Raw genomic sequence first — 22,772 nt, 5'->3', positions numbered from 1 at the left:
TTTCGCAATAAGCAATTTCTTAATCTTCTAAAATAACAGCAGTACCATTGGCGCTCACCATTAACATGCTGCCTCCGCTGCCTACAGTTTCATAATCTAAATCTACACCAACAATAGCATTTGCACCAAGGGCAGCTGCATATTGCTGCATTTCGTTAACCGCAGTATCTTTTCCCTCTCTTAAAACGCGTTCGTAAGAACTCGATCTGCCCCCTACGATATCCGTTATTCCTGCAAATAAATCCTTAAAAATATTTGCCCCAATAATCGTTTCTCCGGTAACAAGACCTATATATTTTACAATTTTTCTGCCCTCAACTGAAGGCGTTGTGGTTACTAACATAGTTTCAGTTTTAATAATTAGAACAATTTTTTTTAGAAATGTTACATTTTTTTTGAAAAGCCCATTTTAGATTTTTGAAAAGTTTTTTTACTTCCAAAACCCAAAAAAGATGAGGCTCCGAAAATAAATTTATGTAATCGCTAATGCTTTTGCATCACTATTTAAAATTACTGTTATGAAACCATCTAAAACCTTACTCACCCTTCCCCTATTATTGGTCATGTTTTTTGTTCAGGCGCAAATGCCTGTTTTAAAGGTACAGCAGACCGAAACCAGCGAGCAAAAAGATGCCGTTAAACTTAAAAAGTTAAATATTGATGTGCAGATTACAGGAAATGTGGCCACAACGGTAATGACAATGACCTTCCACAATAACAGTAACCGTATTTTAGAAGGTGAACTCACCTTTCCAATGCCAGAAGGCGTTAGCATAAGCCGGTACGCTTTAGATATTAATGGGAAAATGCGCGAAGCCGTTCCCGTAGAAAAAGCCAAAGCAACTGAGGTTTTCGAGAGTATTGAGCGCCGTAGGATAGATCCGGGCTTATTGGAAAAAGTTGAAGGAAATAATTTCCGTACCAGGATTTATCCCTTACCTGCTAATGGCAGCAGAACCATAATTGTAGGTTATGAGGAAGAGTTAAGTTTTAATAATAAGAATGTTTTAAGGTATCATTTGCCATTAGATTATAACCAGGCCATTGAAAATTTTTCGTTAAAAACTACTGTTTTCGAAAGTATCATAAAACCAGAGCTGGGTGAACAGCCAGACGGCAGTTTTGATTTAAAAGCCAATGGAAATACCTATGTTGGAGAGATTAATAAAACCAATTATCAGCCTAAAAACGGCCTGACTATTAACCTGCCCAAACGAAATGAACTGACTGAAGTGCAAATGCAAAAAGTATCTACGGGTTATTATTTTCTAGTGAATGTTTTCCCTAAAACCGACAGCCGGAAAAAACAGTGGAGTAATCAAATAGGTGTAATATGGGATGTTTCTTTAAGTGGTATGCAGCGCAATACCGAGAAGGAAATAGAATTGCTGGATTTAATCATCAAACAAAAACAAAATTTAACCATCCAGTTAGGCTTGGTTAATAATGGGTTTAAAAACGCAGGAACTTTTATCATCTCAAATGGTAACTGGACACAGTTAAAAGATAAACTGAAGAATCTTGTGTATGATGGAGGGACAAATTTCAGTGCCATAAACGCTAAAAGCCTGCAGGCCGACGAATATATTTTATTTACTGATGGACTATCTACTTTCGGTAAAAACACGGTGAGCTTAAATAAACCTGTTCATTGTATCAACACAGCACTTAAAGCAGATTATAGCACATTAAAGTTTATCAGTATGAAAACCGGGGGGCAATTTGTAAATCTTAATTCCACGTCAGTTGCCGAGGCTTTTAAACAAGTGAACCAGCAAAACCTACAGTTTTTAGGCATTAAAAACGGAGCAGATGTAAGGCAGACTTATCCTTCAATGAAAGTAAATGTAAACGGACATTTCTCTTTAGCCGGTATTATGAATGAGTTTAATACGGAATTTACGTTGCAGTTTGGTTTTGGAAATACTGTTGTTTCAGAACAGGTTGTTCGGTTAAATGCTACGGAGCATACTTTAAGCAGCATTGATGTTAGCCGTGTTTGGGCGCAGAAGAAAATTGCTGAAATGGACATTCAATATGAAGATAATAAGGATGATATTAGTGTTTTAAGTAAACAATTTGGTATTGTTACCCGTAATACCAGCCTCGTCGTGTTAGAGAATCTTGATGATTACCTGCGTTATGATATTGTACCCCCTGTTGAATTGCAGCAGGCCTATAATGCCGTTTTGAAGCAACGCAGAATTGCTATTTTGGAACGTAAACAGGATCTAATCAATGCTGCGGTAGCCATGGCCAAAGAACTGAAAACATGGTGGAATACAGATTTTTACTATAAAGAACCAGAAAAAAAGAAGGAAAGATACCCTGATCCGGGGCAAAGAGATGTAAATGGAGATCCTACTGCTGATATCGTGCTTTCAGAACCAGTTGGCGAAGGAACAAGGAGAGGAGCAGCTGCACAACAGTTACGCGCAAGAAGCAGAGCTGAGTCTGCAAGTCGGGTAAGAATGCCCGCGCCCGTTGTAAAAAAAGATGAAGATGCAAGGGCTAGCGATGATAAAATGCTTAATGAGATTGTAGTTGTTGGTTACGCAGCTCAAAGCAAAACTGTTACTACTGGCTCTGCAGCGACAGTCTCAAATCGATATAGTAGTGGTACACCAGGAAGTTCGCATGGTGCTCTCGCGGGTAGGGTTGCAGGTGTTCAAGTGCAAAATGTAGATGCAATAAGGATGCCGCCACCGGTACAACAACAACCCGCAATTATAATCCCCGAATTTAAAAGTGATAAAGATTATATGAAAAACCTGGTTGGAAAACCAGACAGCGCTTATCAGGCTTATTTAAAAATGCGTTCAAGCTACATCAGCACACCGATGTTTTATTTTGATGTAGCCAATTGGTTTTACCAACAGAAAGATAGTGTTAGGGCACTGACCATTTTAAGTAATATTGCCGATCTGGACTTGGAGAATGCCGATTTATATAAAATTTTAGCCTATAAATTAAAGCAGACCGGAAATTATAAAGACGAGATTTTTATCACAAAGAAGGTTTTGCAATGGAGGCCAATGGATGCGCAGAGTTACCGCGATTACGCTTTAGCACTGGCAGATAACGGGCAATACCAGGTTGCACTTGATTATTTATATAAGGTACTTACCCAAAGTTATAACAGTCAGATTACCGATCGAGACCAGGGAATCGAGGAGATTGTGTTATCCGAAATCAATAACCTGATTGCAAAACACGGCAATAGCCTAAGTATCAGTGGGATTGATAAAAGGTTAATACAGCCTTTGCCAGTAGATGTGCGCGTGGTGCTCAATTGGAATAAAAACGATACTGATATCGATTTATGGCTAACCGACCCAACTGGCGAAAAAGGATTTTATGGAAACTCGAGAACAAAAATAGGTGGCAGGATCAGCAACGATTTCACTTCCGGTTATGGCCCCGAACAATTTATGATCAAAAAAGCAATAAAGGGAAAATATAAAATCGAGGTTAACTATTACGGCGATAGGCAGATTAACATTAGTGGACCAACAACGGTGACGGCTGAGATTTATACCCGATACGCAACAGGCAAACAACAGCGGAAAGTAATTGTGTTGCCTATGGCAGCCAGAAGTAGCGGAGCCAACCTTGTAGGCGAATTTAATTTTTAGGGATTATATTGATTAATTGCATTCATGGGGGTCGACTTAAGTCGACCCCCATGAATTAATATTATAGCAATAAACCTGCTACTTCTTCCCAGGTATTAACGCGCTCGTATTCGGTTATCAATAAATTATGTGGAGAGGTAAATAACAATGGTCTGCCTGCAAAATTCACAAAGTTTTTAGTGCGGTCGTCAATGATAATATCAACATTTACAATTTTATTTCCGCAGAACATAATGTGCTGCCAATCGATGAAAGGAAAATGTTCGGCCATCCAATCGTACTTATCAACCAATGAATTTCGGAACTCCATCGCTGCCGAAACAATATAAACATCATACTTCTCCTGTAAAGCCTTAATTACCCGTTGGCTATCAGCAATAACCTCAAGATCGCGGAAAAAACCAGGCTCGTTTATATATTCGAACCATTTCTGGTTAACATCTTGCGGAACATGGTGATAGATTTCGTTTCCGGCATCAATTTTTAAGTCTAAAGGAACGTTAAAATCCCGGTTATATAGTTTAATAAATTTTCCAAGGGCATCGGCAATTACCTCGTCCATATCAATCGCAATTCTTTCCATTTGTACCTGCAAATATTTCGGCGCAAATATCCTGAAAACAAAGAAATTAAACTATGTTTTTAATTTACAGTATTTTAGTTATCTTTGCAGCCCCGCAGCATGAAGCTCCGGGAACTATGTTGAATACATAAATACAAAAAGAAATGGCAACTAAAATCAGATTGCAAAGATTCGGTAAAAAAGGAAAACCTTTTTTCCACGTTGTGGTAGCAGATTCTCGCTCTCCACGTGATGGTAAATTTATTGAGCGTTTAGGTTCTTACAACCCAAACACCAATCCTGCAACCATCGAAATTAACTTCGAAAAAACTTTAGCTTGGGTAAACAGTGGTGCACAACCAACTGATACTGCTCGCGCTATCCTTTCTTACAAAGGTGTTTTGTACAAAAAACACTTAGAAGGTGGTGTTAAAAAAGGTGCTTTAACTCAAGAACAGGCAGATGAAAAATTTGCAGCTTGGTTAGATGCTAAAGCAGGTAAAATTTCTGGTAAATCAGAAGGTTTAGCTACTTCTAAAGCAGATGCGCGTAAAGCGGCATTAGCAGCAGAAGCTAAGAAAAAAGAAGATAAAGCAGCAGCTATCGCAGCTAAAAATGCACCAGTTGCAGAAGAAGTTGTTGAAGAAGAAGCTACAGAAGAAGCACCAGCTGTTGAAGCTGAAGCAACTGAAGAGGCTCCTGCAGCAGAAGCTACTAAAGAAGAAGGAGCAGAATAATTTTAATTATTTTGTCTCATAAAATAGCGTTCCGAATTTCGGAACGCTATTTTTATTTACAGTTCGTCATGCTGAACCTGTTTCAGCATCTTTCTGGGAAGACCCTGAAATAAATACTGCGTAGCTTTCCGCTATGCTACAGGTTAGGGTGACGTTTAATTTGGGGTATGAAACACGAAGAAGCATTTTATATAGGTTACGTTACCAAAACGAGAGGTTTAAAAGGAGAAGTTCAGGTATTTTTCGAATTTGATGAATACGAACAACTCGAATTTGATGTGGTATTTGCGGATATGAACGGTAAGCTTGTTCCGTATTTTGTGGCTTCGGCAAAACTGCAGGCCAATAAAACCGGCTATTTTAACTTTGATGACGCTGACCATATCGATAAAGTGCAGCCGCTATTAAAAAAGAAATTATACCTGCCCCTATCACAAATTCCAGAACGCGAAGAAGGAGAATTTTTCTATACCGATTTTAAAGGCTATTTAGCAATAGATGAAACTTTAGGCGAATTGGGCGAAATTTTGGAAGTAAACGAATATCCGCAACAATTTGTGGCTACAGTGATGTATAAAGAAACCGAAATCCTGTTCCCGCTAAATGAAGACTTTATTGTAGAATACGATGAGGATGAGAAAAGCTTGACTTTGGATCTGCCTGAAGGTTTGCTGGATATCTATTTAGAAAAATAAAATAATCTTTCTGATTTTAGCTAAAAAAGTATTAATTAGATTCAATTTGTTTTTTTCCACAGTAAGGGCAAAAAACAAAATTTGTATCTAGCTGATTTTTACAGCTATTACATGTTTTATTATGTTCAATTATCGGTTTAAATAAAAAGTTTATTTTATGAGTAAAAATGTCTGGTATTTCTTTTAAGAAGCTTGATTCATTTCCTTTTTCAGTAATTAAAAACAACTCATCTTTGGCCCTAGTAATGGCAACATAAAAAAGCCTTCTTTCTTCCTCAAACAATAAATCATGATTTGAAATCTTTATTGCTTGAAAAATTCTATCCTCCATCCAAATATCGGGGAAACCGCCGTTTCCTTCGGTTAGTCCAATAATGAAAACGGCTTTAGCTTCCAAACCCTTTGATGCATGTATTGTTTTTCCTGTAACAGACAATTTTTCATGTTTCATGCGATCTAAATAAGGATTAAACATCTTGCTTCTTCTGTACAAAAAAAGAATATCTTCTCTTAAATAGCCTTTTAAAATTAATTTTTTTACCTCATCGACAACATAGTCGAGATTCTCATTTTCATCTTTTCCAGCAAAGATGGTAATTTTGTTATCTGATTTTTTAAAGGATTGAATATTTTTCTCAACCTTAAATTTATTGTGTTTTATAACTTCATTACTAGCACCTACTATATGCTCAGTGCTTCTATAGTTCATATTTAATTTTATTGTTTTGGAATGCGGAAAATAGCTTTCAAAATTTACAATATAATCAACATTAGACCCCCTAAAGCCATAAATACTTTGCCAATCATCTCCAACACAAAACAATTGATTATTTTGTGTTAACAATAATTTGATAAACTCTACTTGAAGATTATTTACGTCCTGAAATTCATCAACTAAAATGTACTCAAACTTCTGTCTGAATTTATCACCGATTTCTTTATGATTTTTGAATAAATCAATGGTTTTAATAATCATATCGTTAAAATCCAAATATGATTTATTGGTACAGTACTTCTGATACTCTTTTAATAATGGGATAGCTAGTTTGTAAAAATCTCTTACTCTTTCATGTTGATCTTGTTGCGATTTTTTCAATAATACATCCGTTGCTAAATTTTCGACCTTTATCAAATCCAAGGTTGAAAGCGCCAATCTTAAGAAGTCCTTTATTTCTTTGTGGTAAAATTTAAACTCTTCTTCAAACTTTAACGCACTAATATAGTGGTAATTTGCGGGTAGTCTGTTCTTAACGATCTTTTCTAGCGTAATATTAAATAGAGCTGTATCTTCTGTTTGCTTCTCATAAGTTTTTACAAGAAGTTTGTTTGCTTTTCGAAACTGATCTTCTTTGTTTTTAGTTAAATAGCTTTTGTCACTAACATGTTCGATGTATAAATTTGCTTCAGGAATAAAGAAATCGGGTTTGAAATCAAAATCAGAAAAATTTATAATTGGTTCATATTCAAATTTTATACTGTGTCTATAAAGCCAGTCTGAAATATATTGCTCGGATTTGGATCTTACTTTTGTTCCATTTAAAGATGTGTAATACTTTCCCTCGGGATATAAATTAGGCGTAGTTTGTTTTTTTTGATGAATTTTATCTACTAAATAATCAAGAATATATCTTTTTAAATCTAAAAGGTAATTTTTCGATTCACAACATTCAATCAAAATTTTATGCATAACCTCAAAGGATGTTTCTGTTGCAGAATATTTTGCGAACTCATCTTCGTGGGTTTTTGTTTCACCAATTATTTTGAATTTATTATCAAACTCGTTTACGCCAAAATTTCTTAAAATATTATAGCACAAACTGTGAAATGTACGAAGTGTGATATTTTCAATCCATTTGTACTTTTTACTGAAAAAATATCGCTCAATATCCTTTTCTTTTGCAGATTTATTTTTATCTGATAAAATTTCACGATAGTTTTCGGTATCATCCGCCGAAATGATCAGCCTATCAAGCATTTCATTAGCGGCATTTTTAGTAAATGTAATAGCTAATATATTAGAGGGATTAACATTCCTTTCTTCAATTAAATAAATCAATTTTTGCAAAAGTGTTTTTGTTTTTCCTGAACCCGCACCAGCAAGAACGAGCAACCGTTTTGTTTCTGAAACAACGGCTTCCCTCTGTTGGTCATTTAAATTGCTTAAATCAGTTTTTACTTTCTCCATTGGAATGGTGAACTTTAATATCTGGTGCCCTCCGTTTTTTTTAACTTTAAGCTAATTTACGAATTTTTAAGGGTATCTAATTTTGAATCTCTTCTGGAATTATTTATACGACTTATTCTTACTTCCTATCCATTCAAATATGATCAACCAGCGAAATTCTATTTCAGGCTAAAGACTTCAGACTAAAGACTTACCTTTGCAGCATGCGTTTCGATATTATAACCGTTTTGCCAGCTTTATTAGAAAGTCCGTTTGCTCATTCTATTTTGCAACGCGCACAAAAAAAAGGCATAGCCGAAATTGTTGTCCATAACCTGAGGGATTATGCCACCAACAAACAAAAAAGTGTAGACGATTACCAGTACGGCGGGGGTAGCGGTATGGTGATGAGTATTGAGCCTTTTGCGGCCTGTATTGAAAAGCTTCAGGCAGAAAGAACATACGATGAGGTTATTTTCATGAGTCCCGATGGTGTTACTTTAAACCAGAGCACAGCCAATGAACTTTCTATTAAAAAGAACATTATTATTTTATGTGGCCACTACAAAGGCATAGATCAGCGTATACGCGATATTTTTGTAACGAGGGAGATCTCGGTTGGTGATTATGTTTTAAGCGGTGGCGAGCTTCCTGCAGCGATTGTGGTAGATGCTGTTGTACGTTTAATCCCGGGTGTTTTAAATGATGAAACTTCAGCCTTATCTGATAGTTTTCAGGGAGAACTGCTTGATGCACCAGTTTATACCCGCCCTGCAGACTGGCGTGGACATAAAGTGCCCGATGTTTTATTAAGCGGTCATGAAGCCAAAGTGAACGAATGGAGGCACGAACAGGCATTAGAGCGAACCAAAAAACGTCGCCCTGACCTTTTAGAATAAAATTTCCTTGTAAATTATAAAGGTAAATTCTATTTTAGGAGAAACGCTTCTAGTTCCCGATAATATGCACAAACAAATCGTTATTTGTGATGACCATTTACTTTTTTTAAACGGCATTTCCGAATTGCTTAAAAATACCGGGAACAATTATGGCATTTTTAAATTCAGCGATGTACATTCCTGCAGAAACCATTTAATGCAAAACATTGCTGATGTTTTCATCTGTGATTTAAATATTAACCACTTTGATGGTTTTGTATTGATCGAAGAACTTAGATCCCAACTAAAAAATACCAAAATAATTGTTCTCACTGCTTATTACGAAGATTTTCTGATTCAAAAGGCAAAGAAACTGGGTGTGAATGCTTTCCTAAAAAAGGAAACACCTGCCGAAGAGCTTATCAGTATTATCGAATCAAATAAAGACACAACGTTTTATACCAATAAGAGTTATAAAAAAGGCGAGAGTGTGTATAGCGCCATTGATGGTTCAATCGTAAATAAATTCAGGATATCCAGACAGGAAAAAGAGATTATTAAATTAATCATTAAAGGATTAACCAGTAAAGAAATTGCTGAAGTCCTATTTATCAGCATAACAACCGTAACTACCCATCGGAAGAACATCCACCGGAAGTTGGAAATCAATAACAGCAGTTCGCTCATTAAGTTTGCTCATGAGAATAATCTACTTGATTAGCTTTTTGCTATTCCCGCTACTCTCTTGTGCACAAACCACAAACAAATCAATATCTGTAATATCCGGCTATGCTTTAGACCAAAATTCGTCGTGGACGAGCGGGATGCTCCAAAAACAAAAATTTCATCCATTTAAGCAGGATAGCAAGGTTAATATCGGCTATAACAAAAATGCGGCGGTATGGTGCAGATTTATTATTAAAAATATAAATACTTCGCAAAGCAATAAAACATGGTTGTGTTTTAACAATAACCATATCGATAGCCTTAGCCTTTACGATGGTAGATTAATTAAAACCATTGGCGATAGAACGGCTGGCAAGAGTCCGTTTATTGAAACCCTGGCATTTGAAATTAACCTGCAGCCAGGCGAAGAAAAATTACTTTGGGTACGGGTTAAAAAAGAGACGTCCTATTTAGATTTTTCTTATAGTTTGGAAGATCAGGTTTATTTAGAAAGCAAGTCATCTCAAAAAACAGCGCTGACATCTTTTTTTATCGGTATGGTATTTTTGCTGCTCATGATCAATGGGATATTGTTTTTCATGACTAAAAGCAGGTTATATGGTTATTACATTGGCTATTCTGTATTAACTGTGTTTTACGCGGCAATTACAACCAATTTCGCCAAGCATGTTTTATTTCCCGAGTTTAGGTTTTTTAGCGAGGGCCGGGTTTACACTGGAGCACTTTGGTATATTGCCCTGAGTATTTTTCTTGAATATTTTTTAAAGTTAAAAGAAAATCAGCCGGTTAAACATAAGTTAATTATAGTGCTTGGCGGTATAAACTTTTCACTGATTTTAATTTCGATTTCCTTATTGGTGTTTTATAAGGGGTTTGAATTTCGCTACTTTTTTGTGTTGGGCTATACGATATTCCTGGCTTCTATTGTCGTACTTTTCTGGGCGGCATTAACGCACCTGAAAATTGAAAAAACCCAGGCTATTTATGCGCTTCTTGCCTTTGCGCCACAGTTTGTATGGGGCGCGTGCTTAATTTTAAAGACATTTGAAATTATTCCAAAATCACTGGGCGATAATTGGATGTTGTTTATCGGCCTTTATGAAGTGTTTTTGTTCGGATATGTTTTATCAAGAAATTATATTGATATTTTTTTGAAGAACAACGAACTGATGCAACAGGTTATTTTCGAAAAAGAAAGCTCGCTGAGGGCCATTAGTGAGGTTCAGCTACGTGAGCGAAGAAACATCGCTAATATTATTCACGACAATGTAGGGAGCAAGATTGCCCATATTATTCATCTCTTTGACATGAAGAATGCCGGGCTTGCCAAGCAAACCATAAACGAACTGGCAGAAGATATCAGAGAAATATCTCATAAAATACTGCCGAAAGCACTTGATGAAGGGGCTTTGATATCTAGTTTACAAAGCCAGATCTCAAGCCTGAACGCAGGTTTAACAAATGCAAAAATTGAGCTTTTCTGTTATGATTTTCCTGATAAAATTGATGAAAAGTGGATTTATGATTTATATCTTATTACACTTGAGGTTATAAATAATGCCATTAAACATGGTAATGCTGAGCTAATTACCTTGGAGCTTTATAAATATACCAAAAATTACCATTTTCAGTTTACCGATGATGGGCTCGGCTTCGATCTGCAGAAAACAAGCAAGGGCTTTGGGCTCGAAAACATTGAAAAGAGAGTGAATTACTACAAAGGTAATTTCGAAATCAGCAGTACTAAAAATGAAGGCACTATTATTCAGATTAATATTCCATCCAATCGTTAAATTTTAGCCTTTTTCTTGAGTGTGTAGCTGTTAATATACCCTTTAATGGGTATGTTTACCTGAGTATATTTCGCATACTTTAGCTTATTAAAGCAATATACCCTTTAATAAAAAAATGAAACTCAGGGGCGCAGAAAAACAGTTTTGGTGGCATTTCGGACATATTACCGAAGCGAAAAATATCCCTACAGAACTGCCCGGTTTTACCAGTATCGATTCGTTGGTTGATGATGCGTATTTAGCCATGCTTTTTGCAAAAGTTTCGGTTATGGGAAGTATTTATTTAAAAGAAACGAGAGTTACCGATGAGGGAGTTAAATTGATCAGCAATGTTAAGCAGCTTAAAGATTTAACCCTGATGAAGCATGAAGATATTACTAAAGCGTGTTTGCCTTACCTGAACAAACTGACCGATCTGGAATACCTCGATATCTGGAGAACCAAAATCCGCTTAGAAGATATATGGGTTTTAAAAGATTTAAAAAACCTCAAAGAACTGCATATATCGCCTCACGACGAAGAGGTGGAAGAAAGTCGGGATAGCATTTTAGAAAAGATAATAAAAGCGGAAGAAACATTGCCTAATTGTATTATTCACATTTGATATCATCAATACGTAAATATTTTACCTTAGGATATTGAACACTAAATTTGAGATATATTCGCGAATAAGTGCTCTCCTGATCTTTTGGAATAGAAGCATTTAACACAATCGAATGTGGAATTCATAAAGATTGTGGAAAAAATTAAAATAGGTTTTTTTATATGAAAAAAAATCCCTAATATTGCAATCCGATTTTCAAGGTAAAGAAAGTTGGTTTAATAGCTTAAAATCATGGATTTAGTAAAATTTGTTGAAGAGCAGGCCATCGCGAAAAAAGATTTTCCTGCGTTCAAGTCTGGCGATACAGTGAGCGTACACTATAAAATTCGCGAAGGTAATAAAGAACGTGTTCAAATTTACCAAGGTGTTGTAATACAACGTAACAGTGCAGGTGCTAACGAAACCTTCACCGTTCGTAAAATGAGCAACGGCGTTGGTGTTGAGCGTATTTTCCCTTTTAGTTCTCCAAACATTGAGAAAGTAGAAGTGAATAGCTATGGTAAAGTTCGTAGAGCGAAATTGTTCTATTTACGCGCTTTAACTGGTAAAGCTGCTCGTATCAAATCTTTGAGAAAATAATATTCTTTATTATAAGATATAGCCTTCACGATTAATTTCGTGGAGGTTTTTTTGTTTGTACTTTTGTTAAATGTTAGATTCTGCTTTTTTCGACCAAGTGTTTTGGGGTAATACCGTAAAAGCCTATTTCCTTTTCGGAGGCATACTTTTTTTAGGCTTAGTTTTTAAGAACATTGTTTCTAAGCTGTTAAGTAGGTTGCTGTTTAAGCTTTTCAGAAACTTTTCAAATCAATCCCATAACGATGCTTTCGTTGCCTTATTGGTAAAACCCATCGAGGTTTTTATTCTGTTAACCACACTTTATCTATCCATTAACCAGTTAAAACACCCACTAGAGGTAGCTGTATTCCATTACAGCAAATTAATTGGTAAGGTTAAGGAGTTAATACCTGTAACAATTGGCGATTGTATTGACCGGATATTTTTGTTTGGGATCATTTTATCAATTTTTTGGATTATTTTAAGGATAATCGACTTTATTAGCCACGTGCTTCTTTATAAAGCTTCGCTTACAGATAATAAGGCCGACGATCAGCTGGTGCCCTTTTTAAAAGAGCTGTTTAAAACGATCGTAATATTTATCGGTTTTTTTACCCTTCTTGGTTTTGTTTTCGAGGTTAATGTATTAACGCTGATTACTGGATTGGGCATTGGTGGTATTGCCATTGCTTTGGCTGCTAAAGAGAGCTTAGAGAACTTAATAGGTTCGTTCACCATTTTTTTAGATAAACCTTTTACCGTTGGCGATCTGGTAAAGGTTGATGGTGTGGAAGGAACGGTTGAAAAAGTAGGTTTTAGGAGTACAAGGATCAGAACCTCTGAAAAAACGATGGCTACTATACCTAATAGAGGTATGATTGATGGCGTTTTGGAAAACCTTTCACTAAGGAATTCGCGCAAGGTCTCTTTTATCATCGGGCTTACTTACGAAACCAATTCGGAATCACTTAGAAAAATTATTACCGAGATAGAAAGTTACATCAATAATCATCAAGGTACCAGTGATGATGGAAATGCTTCCTTTAAGAGCTTTGGCGATTCGGGTTTAAATGTAGAGGTTAACTATTTTGTAACCGTGCTAAATTATACCGAATTCCTTAAAATCAGACAAGAGATCAACCTTGAAATTATGGATATCGTTATCCGTAATAAGTCGGATTTTGCCTACCCTACACAACGCTTAATTAGCGATAGGCCAGCTCCTGCAGGTGATAAAGAAGAGGTAGGTAATGATGCTATGGATTAAGTGATTACATACCCTGCATCCGATTAATATTTATTAATTTAACTATTTGCTTAGACGATGATCGTCATGCTGAATTATTTTACAAGTAAGATAGTGTTTTCAATTGTCTTGTAGCTACTTCGTGGTCAGCATCTTTCCTGCAAAATAGACCCTGAAATGAATTACCTTCGGTGAGCTCGCTAAAGCTCGGTTCAGGGTGACGACTAGATTAGAATATGTATAGAATATCCTAAAGGGATATAAATTGCCATCTAAATATTTGTAAAATGAACAAAAAAGCCGATTTAGCATTAACTAAACCGGCTTCTTTTAAAATATTATATCCTTAACTTAAAGTCGCCAGGGTAGTGATTCCACCCTTTACAACCTGGTTAAGCTCCACGTTAACTTTTGTCCCTACAGGTAAAAACACATCAACCCTCGATCCGAATTTAATGAAGCCAAACTGCTCTGTTTGTACCACTTGGTCGCCTTCTTTTACATACCATACAATTCTGCGGGCTAAAGCACCGGCAATTTGACGGAACAATACGGGGGTGCCATTTTTATGCTCCACAACAGTTGTTGTACGCTCGTTCTCTGTTGATGATTTTGGATTCCATGCCGCAAGGTATTTTCCTGGGTGATATTTGAAGAACTTCACCACTCCAGAAATTGGATTGCGATTAATGTGAACATTTATTGGCGACATAAAAATTGAAACCTGTAAACGTTTATCTTTAAAATATTCACCTTCTTCTGTTTCTTCAATTACTACCACTTTGCCATCTGCCGGGCAGATAACCAGGTTTTCGCCCGAAGAAAAGCTGCGGCTTGGGTTGCGGAAAAACTGCAGTACAATAATAAATAATGCTGCTGAAAAGATATAAATGAACCAGCGCAACCAGGTAATGTCGTGATATTTATAATCAACTACTGCGTTGATTACGAAGATAAACAATATGCTTAAGGCAATGGTGGTGTAGCCTTCTTTATGTATGGTCATTGTTTTAGAAATTATTGGGCAAAGGTGCGAAAAATAAATTAATCCAATCTAAAAATTATGCCCCGGTTGCTCTGTAAATATCAGTCAGGTTTCTGCCAAGGCCATTGTAATCTAATCCGTAACCCACCACAAATTCGTTAGGTATTTCAAAACCAACGTATTCTAGTTCTTCAATTTCATATTTTAAAGCACTTGGTTTAAGCAAAAGAGAAGCGACTTTAATTGAAGCAGGATTTTTTTCTTTTATCGTTTTTAAAATATGCGTTAAGGTTAAGCCTGTATCAACAATATCTTCTACAATGATAATATCTCTGCCTTCGATGTTATCGGGCAGTCCGATTAATTCTTTTACATTTCCCGAACTTGCTGTTCCCTCGTATGAGGCCACACGCATAAAAGCAATTTCGCAGGGTACGGTTATTTCTTTGATTAGATCGGCCATAAACAAAAAACTACCATTTAATACACCAATAAATAGCGGGCATTTACCCTCGTAATCAACATTGATCTGGATGCCCAGTAAACGGATCCGTTTGTTTAAGGTATCGTTCTCTAAAAATATCTCGAACTCTTTATCCTCTACTTTTATTTTGTGCATGTTGCTGTTTAAAGGTTATTTTGTTTAATTGTATAAATTGGTTAATCGTTGGTTTTAACTAAGAACCGTAAACCACCAATTGCAAACTTGGTCATGGTTAATTGTTTAATGGTGTGGCTCAACTGGTAACTGCCAATTGACAACCGCAAACTCATTGCTACTGCGTTTTTTCCAATTCCTTTTGTCGTCTTCGTTCCTCCCTACGCTCCTGCCTCAATTGTTTTTTGGTTTTAGTAGTATCGGTTGGTGTGGTTATCTGTTTGCTTGTGGTATCTTTTTTAGATCCACCACCAAAAAGGCGTTCGAAGAAACTTTTATTTTTATCGTGTACAATTACAACTGGTAAGCCGTCTCCGTCATCATCAAATGCTGTAGTATCAACAACAGCCGTATCAGGTGCTAAATACTGGCGGAGGCCCTCTCTTAAACGTACATTATAGAAGCCATAGCCAGAAGTATCGCTCGCCACTAAACCTCTTCTTGCCATAATATTTCCCATAAACCTAAAATAGTTGAACATGTAAGGTTTCAAACTACCATCAGCCATGAATTTATACATCGATGCCTTTGGTTTAGGAACAATACTCGCCAGGAATAATCCATCGCCGATGGTTAAATCGGCAGGTTGTTTTCCAAAATAATAGCGTGAAGCCTCACCTATTCCATAAATATTCTGCCCTAGTTCCATAATGTTGAAATATACTTCGAGCATCCGTTGTTTGCTTACCAGGTGGTTATGCTCAATAAGCCAAACAATTAAAATCTCCTCGGCTTTACGGGCCAAGGTTTTTTGACGGCTTAAATAAACGTTTTTAACCAGCTGCATGCTGATGGTACTGCCACCGCGTTTAAATTTCTTTTCTTTAAAGTTTACGGCGATTGATTTACGGATCGATTCTTCAACAAAGCCATTGTGTGTAAAAAATGATGGGTCTTCTGCTGTTAAAACCGCATTAATAAAGTTTTTCGATATTGAAGATAATGGTGTAAAATTCGGGTTTGATGGACCTATGGTAATATTGCGCATCGGTTTACCATACTCATAAGGTGTATATACAAATGGGCTATTGATTTTTTGTAGATTGGTTTTACCCCATTGTACAATTTTGAAATCAACCGGTGTTAAGGTAGAACTAAAGCGCACACTATCAGGTATTTTTGTATCTAAATAAAAATTTAGGTTATACTTCACCTTCCCCTGTACTTTTAATCCTTCCAGCGATTCGAACAGGCCTTGTGGAAAAGCATCTAAAACGCCTTGCGCATCCTGTTCTTCAGCATTTAGTTTTAACTCATATATTTTGTTCTTTCCTAAAGTATATTTAACAAAAGGATGGATCTGTGCATTTTTTAGGTAGGCTGTTGAAGTGCTGTCTAAAGCAATGTAATTAGGTCCTACCAGAATATCGGCATCCAGTTTTGCGTTTTGTATAATGATATCGTTTGAAGCAATGCGCGGCTGATTAATTAGCATGTTTTTTACCGACCAGGAGCCAGAAATTTTATAATCGTCTCCACTGTATTTCGCATTTTTAAGTTCGGTTTGTAAGGTATCAAAATTGATTTTTGCATGGAGCTTGTTGTTTAAGTAGGGTAATTCCAGTTTTTTTCCATCAGCATAAGCGGTAAAGCTTAATTCTTTGCTGCCTGGATTTACATATCCATCTACATGCCAGGTAGATTCGTGACCATTCACATCAATGGTTGATTTTAAGTCACCCCCATCAATTGTAGCCGTCGTTGCAAAACTCAATTTGGCTGTGTCATGATCGTTTAGTTTAAAGATCATATTCTTCACATCCATGTCGTCAGGGATTTTGTATAAAACCTGATTTAAGATGTTACTGGCTATTTCCGGTAAGTTGGCTTTTCCATTAGTTTGGGTGCTGTCCTTTTTCTTGCGCTTTAAGATGAAATCGATATTTGTGGTTGAATCTTTAAGTACAACACTTACAAAACCATTGTTCAGTTTTACTTCTGAGAGTTTTACTTTGCCAAAAATGAGCGGGAAAAGTTTAACACCAACGCTAAGTTCGCCAATATTAGAAAGCGTATCCCTATCTTTAGGAACAACAGAAATATTGGTCATTTTTACAGTGCTAAAGCCTGTAAAACCAGCCGATCCGATTTTAACTTCCAAACCATAATCCTTATCGGCCTTAGCAATTGCTTTGGCGACCATTTTTTTAAGAAGTGCTTCCCTTTTGCTATAGGCAACCGCACCTAAAGCAATACAAACAACTAAAAAAACACCTAAAACCCAGGCTCCGATTTTTAAATATTTTTTGGGGATCTTAATTTTTGGTATTCGCATATAGTCGTTAAAATGGTTAATTGCTTAAACGTAACAATTAAATGTTTATTTCGTGTTAAAATTACAGTTAAAAAGCCTAAATAAAAGTATTTGTGGCTATGTTTTGTTAATTTTGAATTTAAATTAATACCATGCAGATTAGCCCGCAACAAGTTTTAGATGCGCTTAAAAATGTTGAAGATCCCGATCTTAAAAAAGATCTGGTTACTTTAAACATGATTAAAGATTTACAGATTAAAGATAACCAGGTCAATTTTACATTAGAGCTTACTACGCCAGCATGTCCGATGAAAGAAATGCTGAAAAATGCCTGTACAAATGCCATCAAGCATTTTGTATCGCCAACTGCAGCGGTAATCATCAATGTAACTTCGAGGGTTACCCAACCAAGCAATTCATCATCGTTAGATAACATCAAAAACATCATTTTGGTTTCATCTGGAAAAGGAGGAGTTGGTAAGTCTACAGTAGCAAGTAACCTGGCAGTTGTATTGGCTAAAGATGGCGCCAAAGTTGGTCTTATCGATGCCGATATTTATGGGCCCTCGGTACCCACCATGTTCGATCTGGTTGATGCCAAGCCGGGCGCTGAAGAAACTGCCGATGGTAAAACCAAAATTTTACCGATCGAAAAATACGGGATCAAGTTATTATCATTAGGCTTTTTTGCTGATCCCGGCCAACCAGTGCCATGGCGCGGACCAATGGCATCCAACGCAGTAAAACAATTGTTTAACGATACCAACTGGGGAGAACTGGACTATCTGATCGTAGATCTTCCACCGGGAACCGGCGATATCCACATCACCATCACGCAGAGTTTCCCAATTTCGGGCGCGGTTGTAGTTACTACACCTCAACAGGTTGCCCTGGCTGATACTCATAAAGGTTTAGCCATGTTCAGGATGCCGGGAATTAATATCCCGATTTTAGGTGTTATAGAAAACATGTCATATTTTACACCAGCAGAATTGCCGGAGAATAAATATTATATCTTCGGAAAAGGTGGTGGTACCGAGCTTGCAGCACGTTTTGATGTGCCGTTTTTAGGCGAAATTCCAATTATCCAGAGCATTTCGGAAGCTGGCGATAAAGGGAAACCGGTTGCATTAAACCAAAATCCTTTGCTGGATGTTATATTTGGAGACATTGCAAGTAAAATTGCCCAACAAATATCCATCAACAATGCGCAAATGGTGAATTGCTAAAAATTTACTATTTTTATAAATTAAAATATATATAATGAATTTAACAGAACAAGTAGAACAGGCATTGGAAACTATCAGGCCATATTTAAAAGCTGATGGAGGTGATGTTTCTGTTGAAGAAATTACATCTGAAGGAACGGTAAAGCTTAAACTTTTAGGCAACTGCGGTTCTTGCCCGATGAGTTTCATGACTATGAAATCTGGTATCGAACAGGCCATTATGAAAGCCGTTCCTCAGATCACTTCGGTAGTTGCCGTTAACATGGCCGAGCAAGATTAAGCTTTAACACTATTTAACAAGGAAGTTTTATTAATAAAATTACTTTTGTCTTAATGAGATATTGTGTTGCCCTAATTTGCCTTATTTTTTCTGTAACCGCTTTTGCACAACAAAAGCCGGCACAGGATAAACTTATTCAATTTTCTGGGATTATTACCGATATCGATAGCTCAAACGTGATTCCTTATGTTACCATCACCAATCTTTCAGCCAAAAGCAAAAGGGTTGGTGCTGATTATAGAGGGTATTTTACCTTCATTGTAAATCCTGGCGATACCATCTTGTTCACCGCCATTGGTTACAAGAAATTTTCTACAGTAATTCCAGAAAGTACACCGGATAGCAAGTATACCATTATGGTGAAACTGAAAGCCAATGTGATCGATTTACCGTCGGTGCGTGTTTTTCCATGGGCAACAACAGAAGAATTTACCCGCGAGTTTTTATCAATGAAACTGGCGGATGATGATATGGCCATAGCCAAAAAGAACCTTTCACGCTCCTCAATTGATGGATTAATTCAAACCTTGCCACGCGACGGACAAGAAATCGGAAGTCAGAATTACCGGTATAATTTTGATAGGATGGTCAATAAGAACATGGTGCAAACTAATCCCCTGCTTAATCCTTTCGCATGGGGCAAGCTAATGCAGCAGATTTTTGATGGGGATAAGAGTAGGACGAATTAGTCTGGAGTCTTAAGTCCGGAGTCCTTAGTCTTGGATGCAGAACCATCTCTTTCAATAAAAGAATTAGTTTCATAGGGGCGTCATCTCGACTGAAGTGAAATGTAAATGTTTACATATAAAATCCATCGGATCACCATCGATCTACTAAGCCTCTCCATTAACGGAACTCTCGAAATCCTTTGTTTTAAGGTTTAGTTTTAACATAAAGTAGCATTTACCTCCATCTTGAACATCTATTCTTTCTTTTTTCCAGTCAACATTAAAAGAGTGGCACATGCAATAAATTACAACTTCCTTTTCTCCTTTGCTATTGGTTGTTGGTGTGTATTGGCGTTTGTAATCTTTAAGATTTAGTAGAAAGTTCTTTTTGTCGTCGTTAGGCGAAAGTAAACTTAGGATATGCTTATTATAATCTTCAGCAAATTTTAATAGAATTTTATCTATTTCTTTTAGATCAGTTGAGGTCAACTGAGCGGGCTTTCTAAAAGCAGTGTTTTTTTCGAAGGGGATTATTGCAATGTAGGAAGTGTCGATTTCTGGCCCATTATCATAGCTGTATTGGGGGCTGGGCGAATTTGTTTGTTGGCAGCTAATCAAGCTGACGATCGTAAAGATAACGAAGCAACCTTTGCTCAATAACTGCCAACAACTTTTCATGGCATTATCTTTTCTTACTTTTATTCGGAAACTTCATTTTGTAATCTGTTTTGATATTTCCTTTCGAAATCGCATCCAACTTGCTTTTAAGCATGGTTTTTCGAAGAACACTTACTTTATCGGTAAATAATTTTCCTTCAATATGATCGTATTCATGTTGGATTACGCGTGCAGGCATTCCGTCTACATCCTCAGTATGCTCTACCCAGTTTTCATCAAAATAGGTGATTTTAACGTTCGGCTTGCGCATAATGTTTTCGCGGATATCAGGAATACTTAAGCAGCCTTCGTTAAAACTCCAGGCCTCACCCGTTTCTTCCAAAATTTCTGCATTGATAAATACTTTTTTATAACCTGGTTTCCCGTCTTCATCTTCACCTGTATCTACAATAAATAAACGGATTGGCAAACCAACCTGAGGAGCAGCCAAGCCCACGCCATTTGCATAATACATGGTGTCGAACATGTCGCTGATTAATTGTTTTAATCCTGGATAATCTTTATCGATATCGGTTCCTACCTTTTTTAAAACAGGATCGCCGTAAGCTACTATTGGTAATTTCATTGTATTATATTTTTTCAGATCTAGATCTGAACTTATTAATTATTATAAATCGCTGTCAGTCTGAGCTTGTAGAAGACCTATAGTTAAGTCCTTCGACAAGCTCAGGATGACAAAACGAGTGGTTTTGACTTACAAAAATAAGAATTATTCCTCTATTGGGCAGAAAGTAAAGATGTTCAGTTGCTCAATATCTAAAATCTCGTTGGCAACATCTGCCATTTGCTTGGTGGTAACCGCATTAATTTTCTCAAAAACAGTTTCCAGAGAATCGATTTTGTTGTGGTCGATCAGGCTTTTGGCCATTGAAATGATTAAACCGATCCTGTTTTCTTCTCCTAAAGCAATCTGACCGATAAATTTGTTCTTGGCTTTTTGTAACTGCAATTCATTTAAAGGATGTTCTCTGAGCTTTTTGATCTCCTTAAAGATTAAAGAGAGTGCTTTGGCTTGTTTTTCTTTATCTGTTCCGAAATAAATGGAAAAAATACCTGTATCGCTTAATGGAGAAAAATTGGACTCGATGGTATAGGCAATCCCATATTTTTCTCTGATCTGTAGATTTAATACCGAACTCATGCCATTACCACCAAAATAATTATTCAACAGCATTAAAGGTACCTTTTGCGATTGGTAGGTAGAATATGCCTGCCTGCCTAAAATACAGTGTGCCTGCATAATCGGCTTATAGATAGTCGTATTGTTTTGTGCTATTATACCCGGTTTAAGCCTTTCTTTGCTTGGATTATTCTCTTCAACAGCTGCGAAATGTTTGCTCCCTTTATTTACAACACTATTTAAGGTGTAATTGCCTAAAACGGCCACCACAATTTCGTTTGTGCGGTAATTGGCCTTCCTGAAATTGATTACATCTTCCCTGGTAAAATGCTGAACGGATTCGGTTGTGCCCAAAATGTTGTTGCCAAGTGCATGGCCAGCGAAAAGCATATCCTCAAAGTCATCATTAATGGCTTCTTCCGGTTGATCGAGGTAAGAAGAAATTTCATCCAGGATTACACTTTTCTCTTTATCCATTTCCTCTTCAGGGAAGGTAGAGTGGAATATAATATCATTGAAAAGATCTAGTGTCCGATCAAGGTATGGATTTAAAAAAGAAGCGTGCACACAGGTATATTCTTTAGTAGTATAGGCATTTAAATCTGCCCCCACACTCTCTAGGCGGTTTAAAATCTGGTTGGTGCTCCGTTTTTTGGTGCGCTTAAAAATCAGATGCTCAATAAAGTGTGCTAAACCCGCTTTGTTTTCAGGCTCGTCGCGCGATCCTGTGTTAACGATGATGCATGCGTGAGATATGGCAGAGGCCGAGGGCACATGCAATAAGCGTATGCCGTTTGGCAAAGTGTGAACATTGTATTCCATTGAGGGGCAAAGATAAGGCTAATTGCTTACAAAGCCTCTGTATCTGGGTATTGCAATTGTAAAGCGGAAATCAATTTATCCTTAGTTGGCCTTTTGAGTACCAAAAAAATAAAATTTGCTGCACCGAATATTAAAAAGAATGAATTATGTGTCATAAAAAAACCAACAATATTGAAAAGAGCCCCCCCTTCTAACATTGCCGAACTAATGATAAACGCACTTTGATACATATTAATCTTGGTATCGGCAGGAGCATTTTTGTCGATTTTTGCCATTAAGTTTCTGTAAAAGAAGATGCTCGCCGAGATGGTAATCAATCCCATAATCGGAAATATCGGGTTAAAAGGTGAAGTAGTTTTAGGATTGGCATCAAAAAACATGATTTCGCGGTTGAGGAAAATGGTTACTAATGCAAAGAGGAAAACGCCTGAGCATAAAGCAAGGTGGATAATCTGGAGTGTTTTTAGTTTGGTATTCATTGTGGATTTTAGCTTGATTTAAATTTTAAAAAGGATGGTC

22 protein-coding genes are annotated in these 22,772 nt (G+C 36.8%); 12 read left to right on the top strand and 10 right to left on the bottom strand.

The features are described from left to right. Positions 1 to 19: 19 nt before the first annotated feature. The gene (locus AC1RJ8_RS10650; RefSeq protein ID WP_029274899.1) at positions 20 to 343 is read right to left on the bottom strand and encodes a heavy metal-binding domain-containing protein; all 324 of its coding nucleotides are present in this window, start codon (positions 341 to 343) and stop codon (positions 20 to 22) included. Between the two features lie 175 nt (positions 344 to 518). On the opposite strand from AC1RJ8_RS10650, the gene AC1RJ8_RS10645 reads away from it, so the two are divergent. After that, a complete protein-coding gene (locus tag AC1RJ8_RS10645) occupies positions 519 to 3,635 on the top strand; it encodes a DUF2135 domain-containing protein (RefSeq protein WP_492953791.1) in 3,117 nt (1,038 codons plus the stop codon). Between the two features lie 61 nt (positions 3,636 to 3,696). Here the strand turns inward: AC1RJ8_RS10645 and AC1RJ8_RS10640 are convergent, their stop codons facing one another. Continuing rightward, entirely contained in the window at positions 3,697 to 4,218 is a 522-nt protein-coding gene (locus AC1RJ8_RS10640; protein ID WP_492953790.1) for a 5' nucleotidase, NT5C type, read from the bottom strand. 143 nt (positions 4,219 to 4,361) lie between these two features. Here AC1RJ8_RS10640 and AC1RJ8_RS10635 point away from each other — a divergent pair, with 143 nt between their 5' ends. Both AC1RJ8_RS10635 and rimM read left to right on the top strand, forming a co-directional pair. Further along, entirely contained in the window at positions 4,362 to 4,934 is a 573-nt protein-coding gene (locus tag AC1RJ8_RS10635; RefSeq protein WP_492953789.1) for a 30S ribosomal protein S16, read from the top strand. 167 nt (positions 4,935 to 5,101) lie between these two features. Continuing rightward, complete coding sequence (rimM, locus tag AC1RJ8_RS10630) at positions 5,102 to 5,629, top strand: ribosome maturation factor RimM (protein WP_492953788.1); 528 nt, start codon at positions 5,102 to 5,104, stop codon at positions 5,627 to 5,629. Positions 5,630 to 5,660: 31 nt separating this feature from the next. On the opposite strand, the gene AC1RJ8_RS10625 is transcribed toward rimM, so the two are convergent. Then, positions 5,661 to 7,814: an ATP-dependent helicase gene (locus AC1RJ8_RS10625; protein ID WP_492953787.1), complete on the bottom strand. Its 2,154-nt coding sequence runs from the start codon at positions 7,812 to 7,814 to the stop codon at positions 5,661 to 5,663. A gap of 203 nt (positions 7,815 to 8,017) precedes the next feature. On the opposite strand from AC1RJ8_RS10625, the gene trmD reads away from it, so the two are divergent. From trmD to AC1RJ8_RS10595, 6 genes are all read left to right on the top strand, one after another. Then, positions 8,018 to 8,692, top strand: coding sequence for a tRNA (guanosine(37)-N1)-methyltransferase TrmD (gene trmD / locus AC1RJ8_RS10620; protein WP_492953786.1), 675 nt, complete (start codon positions 8,018 to 8,020; stop codon positions 8,690 to 8,692). A gap of 64 nt (positions 8,693 to 8,756) precedes the next feature. After that, the gene (locus AC1RJ8_RS10615) at positions 8,757 to 9,392 is read left to right on the top strand and encodes a response regulator (RefSeq protein ID WP_492953785.1); all 636 of its coding nucleotides are present in this window, start codon (positions 8,757 to 8,759) and stop codon (positions 9,390 to 9,392) included. Then, the gene (locus tag AC1RJ8_RS10610) at positions 9,370 to 11,151 is read left to right on the top strand and encodes a sensor histidine kinase (protein ID WP_492953784.1); all 1,782 of its coding nucleotides are present in this window, start codon (positions 9,370 to 9,372) and stop codon (positions 11,149 to 11,151) included. Before AC1RJ8_RS10615 ends, AC1RJ8_RS10610 begins: the two co-directional genes overlap by 23 nt. A 115-nt stretch (positions 11,152 to 11,266) precedes the next feature. Next, positions 11,267 to 11,755, top strand: coding sequence for a hypothetical protein (locus AC1RJ8_RS10605; RefSeq protein ID WP_492953783.1), 489 nt, complete (start codon positions 11,267 to 11,269; stop codon positions 11,753 to 11,755). A gap of 231 nt (positions 11,756 to 11,986) precedes the next feature. Further along, the gene (gene rplS / locus AC1RJ8_RS10600) at positions 11,987 to 12,334 is read left to right on the top strand and encodes a 50S ribosomal protein L19 (RefSeq protein ID WP_057930964.1); all 348 of its coding nucleotides are present in this window, start codon (positions 11,987 to 11,989) and stop codon (positions 12,332 to 12,334) included. A gap of 70 nt (positions 12,335 to 12,404) precedes the next feature. Continuing rightward, positions 12,405 to 13,580, top strand: coding sequence for a mechanosensitive ion channel family protein (locus AC1RJ8_RS10595; protein WP_492953782.1), 1,176 nt, complete (start codon positions 12,405 to 12,407; stop codon positions 13,578 to 13,580). A 325-nt stretch (positions 13,581 to 13,905) separates the two neighbouring features. Here the strand turns inward: AC1RJ8_RS10595 and AC1RJ8_RS10590 are convergent, their stop codons facing one another. The 3 genes from AC1RJ8_RS10590 to AC1RJ8_RS10580 all read right to left on the bottom strand — a co-directional run bounded on the left by AC1RJ8_RS10590 (position 13,906) and on the right by AC1RJ8_RS10580 (position 17,477). Further along, complete coding sequence (locus tag AC1RJ8_RS10590) at positions 13,906 to 14,565, bottom strand: phosphatidylserine decarboxylase family protein (RefSeq protein WP_108197006.1); 660 nt, start codon at positions 14,563 to 14,565, stop codon at positions 13,906 to 13,908. Positions 14,566 to 14,620: 55 nt separating this feature from the next. After that, positions 14,621 to 15,163 carry a hypoxanthine phosphoribosyltransferase gene (hpt, locus tag AC1RJ8_RS10585; RefSeq protein WP_492953781.1) on the bottom strand — a complete coding sequence of 181 codons (543 nt, stop codon included), beginning with the start codon at positions 15,161 to 15,163 and terminating at the stop codon, positions 14,621 to 14,623. 157 nt (positions 15,164 to 15,320) lie between these two features. Next, positions 15,321 to 17,477, bottom strand: a complete 2,157-nt coding sequence (locus tag AC1RJ8_RS10580) for a transglycosylase domain-containing protein (RefSeq protein WP_492953780.1) — start codon at positions 17,475 to 17,477, stop codon at positions 15,321 to 15,323. A 131-nt stretch (positions 17,478 to 17,608) separates the two neighbouring features. Between AC1RJ8_RS10580 and AC1RJ8_RS10575 the strand changes: the two genes are divergently transcribed. Genes AC1RJ8_RS10575 through AC1RJ8_RS10565 form a run of 3 tightly spaced genes read left to right on the top strand, consistent with a single transcriptional unit; the run spans position 17,609 to position 19,654 of the window. Next, positions 17,609 to 18,685 carry an Mrp/NBP35 family ATP-binding protein gene (locus AC1RJ8_RS10575; RefSeq protein ID WP_492953779.1) on the top strand — a complete coding sequence of 359 codons (1,077 nt, stop codon included), beginning with the start codon at positions 17,609 to 17,611 and terminating at the stop codon, positions 18,683 to 18,685. Between the two features lie 34 nt (positions 18,686 to 18,719). Beyond that, on the top strand, positions 18,720 to 18,965 hold the full coding sequence (locus AC1RJ8_RS10570; RefSeq protein ID WP_029274884.1) for a NifU family protein: 246 nt from the start codon (positions 18,720 to 18,722) through the stop codon (positions 18,963 to 18,965). A gap of 53 nt (positions 18,966 to 19,018) precedes the next feature. Then, positions 19,019 to 19,654: a peptidase associated/transthyretin-like domain-containing protein gene (locus AC1RJ8_RS10565; RefSeq protein WP_057930958.1), complete on the top strand. Its 636-nt coding sequence runs from the start codon at positions 19,019 to 19,021 to the stop codon at positions 19,652 to 19,654. A 144-nt stretch (positions 19,655 to 19,798) separates the two neighbouring features. Here AC1RJ8_RS10565 and AC1RJ8_RS10560 read toward each other — a convergent pair whose 3' ends face one another. The 4 genes from AC1RJ8_RS10560 to AC1RJ8_RS10545 form a co-directional block, all read right to left on the bottom strand. Continuing rightward, the gene (locus AC1RJ8_RS10560) at positions 19,799 to 20,311 is read right to left on the bottom strand and encodes a hypothetical protein (RefSeq protein ID WP_492953778.1); all 513 of its coding nucleotides are present in this window, start codon (positions 20,309 to 20,311) and stop codon (positions 19,799 to 19,801) included. A gap of 4 nt (positions 20,312 to 20,315) precedes the next feature. Continuing rightward, on the bottom strand, positions 20,316 to 20,876 hold the full coding sequence (gene def / locus AC1RJ8_RS10555; RefSeq protein WP_492953777.1) for a peptide deformylase: 561 nt from the start codon (positions 20,874 to 20,876) through the stop codon (positions 20,316 to 20,318). A 144-nt stretch (positions 20,877 to 21,020) separates the two neighbouring features. After that, positions 21,021 to 22,253 carry a M16 family metallopeptidase gene (locus AC1RJ8_RS10550; RefSeq protein ID WP_492953776.1) on the bottom strand — a complete coding sequence of 411 codons (1,233 nt, stop codon included), beginning with the start codon at positions 22,251 to 22,253 and terminating at the stop codon, positions 21,021 to 21,023. Between the two features lie 26 nt (positions 22,254 to 22,279). Continuing rightward, a complete protein-coding gene (locus AC1RJ8_RS10545) occupies positions 22,280 to 22,732 on the bottom strand; it encodes a hypothetical protein (RefSeq protein WP_492953775.1) in 453 nt (150 codons plus the stop codon). Positions 22,733 to 22,772 lie beyond the last annotated feature (40 nt).

This window comes from Pedobacter sp. GW822-FHT03F06 (assembly GCF_058801365.1).
The sequence above is the reverse complement of the archived record's forward strand: the minus strand, read 5'-3'. Positions and strand labels throughout refer to the sequence as shown.

Bases quoted from the DNA above. Each gene is read 5' to 3' on its own strand.
- AC1RJ8_RS10650 (WP_029274899.1), bottom strand. From the start codon at position 343: ATGTTAGTAACCACAACGCCTTCAGTTGAGGGCAGAAAAATTGTAAAA.
- AC1RJ8_RS10645 (WP_492953791.1), top strand. From the start codon at position 519: ATGAAACCATCTAAAACCTTACTCACCCTTCCCCTATTATTGGTCATG.
- AC1RJ8_RS10640 (WP_492953790.1), bottom strand. From the start codon at position 4,218: ATGGAAAGAATTGCGATTGATATGGACGAGGTAATTGCCGATGCCCTT.
- AC1RJ8_RS10635 (WP_492953789.1), top strand. From the start codon at position 4,362: ATGGCAACTAAAATCAGATTGCAAAGATTCGGTAAAAAAGGAAAACCT.
- rimM (WP_492953788.1), top strand. From the start codon at position 5,102: ATGAAACACGAAGAAGCATTTTATATAGGTTACGTTACCAAAACGAGA.
- AC1RJ8_RS10625 (WP_492953787.1), bottom strand. From the start codon at position 7,814: ATGGAGAAAGTAAAAACTGATTTAAGCAATTTAAATGACCAACAGAGG.
- trmD (WP_492953786.1), top strand. From the start codon at position 8,018: ATGCGTTTCGATATTATAACCGTTTTGCCAGCTTTATTAGAAAGTCCG.
- AC1RJ8_RS10615 (WP_492953785.1), top strand. From the start codon at position 8,757: ATGCACAAACAAATCGTTATTTGTGATGACCATTTACTTTTTTTAAAC.
- AC1RJ8_RS10610 (WP_492953784.1), top strand. From the start codon at position 9,370: ATGAGAATAATCTACTTGATTAGCTTTTTGCTATTCCCGCTACTCTCT.
- AC1RJ8_RS10605 (WP_492953783.1), top strand. From the start codon at position 11,267: ATGAAACTCAGGGGCGCAGAAAAACAGTTTTGGTGGCATTTCGGACAT.
- rplS (WP_057930964.1), top strand. From the start codon at position 11,987: ATGGATTTAGTAAAATTTGTTGAAGAGCAGGCCATCGCGAAAAAAGAT.
- AC1RJ8_RS10595 (WP_492953782.1), top strand. From the start codon at position 12,405: ATGTTAGATTCTGCTTTTTTCGACCAAGTGTTTTGGGGTAATACCGTA.
- AC1RJ8_RS10590 (WP_108197006.1), bottom strand. From the start codon at position 14,565: ATGACCATACATAAAGAAGGCTACACCACCATTGCCTTAAGCATATTG.
- hpt (WP_492953781.1), bottom strand. From the start codon at position 15,163: ATGCACAAAATAAAAGTAGAGGATAAAGAGTTCGAGATATTTTTAGAG.
- AC1RJ8_RS10580 (WP_492953780.1), bottom strand. From the start codon at position 17,477: ATGCGAATACCAAAAATTAAGATCCCCAAAAAATATTTAAAAATCGGA.
- AC1RJ8_RS10575 (WP_492953779.1), top strand. From the start codon at position 17,609: ATGCAGATTAGCCCGCAACAAGTTTTAGATGCGCTTAAAAATGTTGAA.
- AC1RJ8_RS10570 (WP_029274884.1), top strand. From the start codon at position 18,720: ATGAATTTAACAGAACAAGTAGAACAGGCATTGGAAACTATCAGGCCA.
- AC1RJ8_RS10565 (WP_057930958.1), top strand. From the start codon at position 19,019: ATGAGATATTGTGTTGCCCTAATTTGCCTTATTTTTTCTGTAACCGCT.
- AC1RJ8_RS10560 (WP_492953778.1), bottom strand. From the start codon at position 20,311: ATGAAAAGTTGTTGGCAGTTATTGAGCAAAGGTTGCTTCGTTATCTTT.
- def (WP_492953777.1), bottom strand. From the start codon at position 20,876: ATGAAATTACCAATAGTAGCTTACGGCGATCCTGTTTTAAAAAAGGTA.
- AC1RJ8_RS10550 (WP_492953776.1), bottom strand. From the start codon at position 22,253: ATGGAATACAATGTTCACACTTTGCCAAACGGCATACGCTTATTGCAT.
- AC1RJ8_RS10545 (WP_492953775.1), bottom strand. From the start codon at position 22,732: ATGAATACCAAACTAAAAACACTCCAGATTATCCACCTTGCTTTATGC.